At 52.5% G+C, this 4040-nt stretch carries 3 protein-coding genes; all 3 read right to left on the bottom strand.

The genetic code is table 11. The annotated features are described in order from the left end of the window. A partial coding sequence (locus HOLFODRAFT_RS24735; protein WP_158412900.1) for a hypothetical protein occupies positions 1-432 on the bottom strand: 432 nt, incomplete at its 3' end. A gap of 680 nt (positions 433-1112) precedes the next feature. Further along, positions 1113-1691, bottom strand: coding sequence for a hypothetical protein (locus HOLFODRAFT_RS24320; RefSeq protein ID WP_005031232.1), 579 nt, complete (start codon positions 1689-1691; stop codon positions 1113-1115). A 562-nt stretch (positions 1692-2253) separates the two neighbouring features. Continuing rightward, a complete protein-coding gene (locus HOLFODRAFT_RS0202810; protein WP_005031230.1) occupies positions 2254-2751 on the bottom strand; it encodes a GNAT family N-acetyltransferase in 498 nt (165 codons plus the stop codon). Between the last annotated feature and the right edge of the window lie 1289 nt (positions 2752-4040).

Raw genomic sequence — 4040 nt, 5'->3', positions numbered from 1 at the left:
TTCAGAAAGTAGGTTGTCTGAATTCAATTGGTGGAGAGAGTTGTTGATCCTTTCACTGGCGTATATGGTTTGAAGATCGGTTGCAGAAGTTTTCTGTTTTGCTTCATTCCATATTGAATCAATAAACTGTTTAAATGTTGTTGACCTGTTGTAGAATACATCCTGCAATTCTTTTTTCAGGGGTTTGTTTAGCCCGTCTTGCTTGATGCGGTTGTATATATCAGTAAATTCCTTGTTTAGTGATGATTCTTTTGTCGTTGGATATTCTTGGATAATAGACCCAATTGCAACACGTTGCCAATATTTGTATTGCGGCTCGTTAATAATGGCTTCTGCATGTTTGTCATTCTTTGGTCTACATCCTGAGAATGCAATAATCAGTGCGGTTACGGCCGATAGAGCCAATGGTGCTGAGGTGATCGTCTTTTTCATGATTCATCCTTTGACTGTGGGGTGGTGTAGACTTTCTATTGTGATTAGACCATTGCCGGGAGTGGGGTTCAATGGGCTACTTGATTGTCCGAGAGAGTATCTGGACTTCGGGTTGGTGTGGCCTAACGAAAGGAATTAACCGGACCAACAGCCGGTAAACTGTGCGAGGGGGAAGGATGCGAAGGAATCATGCGGAGAGGACTTGGAAGTGGATCGCGGCTGTTGGGTCCGAGTTGAATGGAAGGTTAGGCGCGCTGGGCTTTTACCTGGGGGTGGGACACGGGCGGGGGGAAGGGTGAACGGAGCGTGGACCTGAGCGAAAGGGCGCTGGCCGGGAGGCGTTGAGGAGGCCAGGTGGAACGAGACGAAGGGCGGATCGGGCAAGTGGTGGATGAGGAAACGATGAACCGAGCGTATCCGAAAAGGCGATGAGGGGCGAATGCCATGGAATGAACGCTGAGGAACCCCAGAACGAGGCCTTTTTGACGGAAAGCGAGGAGACTTGGAAAGCTGGTAAAAGCCTTGTGAACGGCGCTGAAGCCAGACGGAGCGACACGCCTAACGAAAGGAGTTAACCGGACCAACAGCCGGTGGGATGAGCGAAGGAGACGAGAAAGCGGGATGCATGGGGGAGATTGGAAGATCGTGGCTGTTGGGTCCGGGTTGAACGATTGGTTAGGCTAACGCGGTGAGGCCCTGAAAATGACTGATTTTCGATTCAGCACTGACAGATCTAGCGTTGGCCTATTGGTGCGGAGATCGAAGACACAGAGCCAATCCTCCACATATTGATTGCTGTCAGTATGCCCCGAGAGGTTGACCAGAAATGCCGAAGAGTCTGGTGACCATTGCTTGACGAAAGCGTAGCTGTGCAGCAGCGCTTTGGGGTAAGGCACCTTTTTGCGTTTCTGGAGCAAAGCCCAGCACAAGTCGTGAACTTGGGTTGAAAGCTCTTGATAGTGTAGTCCATTGACTCGCTTGAATAATCGAATTTCCGCCAGGTCAGAACCGACGATATCATTCATTGCAACCATTGAGTCATCAGGGCTAAATATCAATTCGGCATCGCGTTCAAAACTGCACAAACGCTCCTTTTTGGCTGGATTATCAGGCTCATATAGCCAAATCACTCTTGGTGTGTCGGCCTCCACAAATTTGGACTCGGCTTCAATCTTGGTGGATGGTGATTTCCAGTGCCAAGTGACTTCGTCACCGCCGAGTAGTGACAGGTTTAAAAACATGAGCAGAAGAAGGCGCATTGACGTGAGCCTAACGAAAGGAATTAACCGGACCAACAGCCGGTAAACGGGGCGAGAGGGAAGGATGCGAAGGAATCATGCGGAGAGGACTTGGAAGTAGATCGCGGCTGTTGGGTCCGAGTTGAATGGAAGGTTAGGCGGGCTGGGCTTTTACCTGGGGGTGGGACACGGCGGGAGGAAGGGTGAACGGAGCGTGGACCTGAACGAAAGGGCGCTGGCCGGGAGGCGTTGAGGAGGCCGGGTGGAACGAGACGAAGGGCGGATCGGGCAAGTGGTGGATGAGGAAACGATGAATCGAGCGTATCCGAAAAGGCGATGAGGGGCGAATGTCATGAAGTGAACGCTGAGGACCCCCAGAACGAGGCCTTTTTGACGGAAAGCGAGGAGGTTTGGAAAGCTGGTAAAAGCCTTGTGAACGGCGCTGAAGCCAGACAGAGCGCCACGCCTAACGAAAGGAGTTAACCGGACCAACAGCCGGTGAGATGAGCGAAGGGGACGAGAAAGCGGAGTGCATGGGGGAGATTGGAAGATCGTGGCTGTTGGGTCCGGGTTGAACGATTGGTTAGGCCGTTGTGGGGAGCGTTAAGGCCATTGGAATGAAGGTGATTCCATTTAAGGTTTGAGATGGGCCTGTTGGGGCAAAGCCTAGCCGAGAGTAGACAGGCTCAGCGTACGGCGAGGAGTTGACTGTGATCCGGTTGAGGCCGGGGTTGCGCTTGTGGCACTCATCGATGAGGAGCTGGACAAGGTTTCTGGCTATACCCTTGCCCTGATTTTCCACAAACAGGAGGGCGATGTGGTTGAGTTGACGAGTCTCGATTGCCCCAATGATTTGGCCAAGTTCTTCCGCAACGATAAGTATTTGCCCTGAGCTCGATCGCCTCTTCATCGCTTCGGGATTGGCGAAGCGGTAGAACTCCTGAATGCCATCTTGGGGGTACTCTGGCGCGACATATTTGTTGAACACCCTTTCCACCAATTGGCAGATTTCTAATTCTTCGCCCGCTGCTGGTGGACGGAAAAGAATGGGAGCTTTGGCGAAGTGGTCTTGCTGGTGCATTTGGGCGCGGCCTAACGAAAGGAGTTAACCGGACCAACAGCCAGGGGAATGAGCGAAGGGGACGAGAAAGCGGGATGCATGGGGGAGATTGGAAGATCGTGGCTGTTGGGTCCGGGTTGAACGGAAGGTTAGGCCCAATACGGTTCACTTAAGGGGCGGAATCGTGTCTAGGTGTTGAAAATACGGATGTAATGCGAGGGGTTTTGTCACTAAGTGAACGGTATTAAGGTTAGGCGCTTAGGACGTGGAATCTCGGGTACTGATGTACCAGGAGTTGTGGACCTTGGCTAGCGACGCGCTGGGATTCTGGAGGTGTATAGGGTGAGGTGGAAGGTCGGTTGAACCTCGGTACAAATCTTCCAAGTCAGCTGCACCCATGTGACGCAATCATTCTTGCTTGCCGGTGACGAGGTCGTAAGTAATGTCGGGATTGAGCCCAGTGGGAATGAGGAGGATCCCAAATATCGGAGGGAGAAAGAGGGATTGCACACGTAGAACCACCCGGAGTCTACCCTGCTGAACCGTTTGGCCATCCTTTTCAAGCCGATACTTAAGGCCATTCTCCGGAGGAACTCCCATTGACTCCCATCCAAAAGCTTGGGTTGTGACCGTTCCACCGGTTGCGATGTCTACGGGCTGAGGCCTATCTGCTAGATAGAGAGTGGTGCCCTTTGGTACCACAAATACGCCGTGGGTCGAGCAAGCAGACAACACGGCAATGGCTGAGGCCGTAACAAAGAGTTTGAAACGTCGAATGTTAATGGAAGTTGGCATTGAAGGACCTCGTGATTTCAGAATGTGGTGGATACCGGCATTGTGCGGGAACCGCGACCTACGAGAATTAGACGACATCACCGACAGCTAGAAATGCCGAATTTGGGTTTCGCAACTGTTAAAAATTTCCTGGTACTAGCCTTCGAAGCCTTGCTAGGTGAAACGGATGAAGTTTTCGCCTTGGGTAGATCATATATCACCTTCAATTTGGGTGGAGGTTGCGGCCTAACGAAAGGAATTAACCGGACCAACAGCCGGTGGGAGGAGCGACGGGGATGAGGTAGCGGGATGCATGGGGGAGATTGGAAGACCGTGGCTGTTGGGTCCGGGTTGAATGGAAGGTTAGGCGCGCTGGGCTTTTACCTGGGAATGGGACACGGCGGGAGGAAGGGTGAACGGAGCGTGGACCTGAACGAAAGGGCACTGGCCGGAGGTGTTGAGGAGGCCAGGTGGAACGAGACGAAGGGCGGATCGGGCAAGTGGTGGATGAGGAAACGATGAAATGAGCGTATCCG

It is taken from the genome of Holophaga foetida DSM 6591, from assembly GCF_000242615.2.
In the GTDB taxonomy this organism is placed as follows: domain Bacteria; phylum Acidobacteriota; class Holophagae; order Holophagales; family Holophagaceae; genus Holophaga; species Holophaga foetida.
The sequence above is the reverse complement of the archived record's forward strand: the minus strand, read 5'-3'. Positions and strand labels throughout refer to the sequence as shown.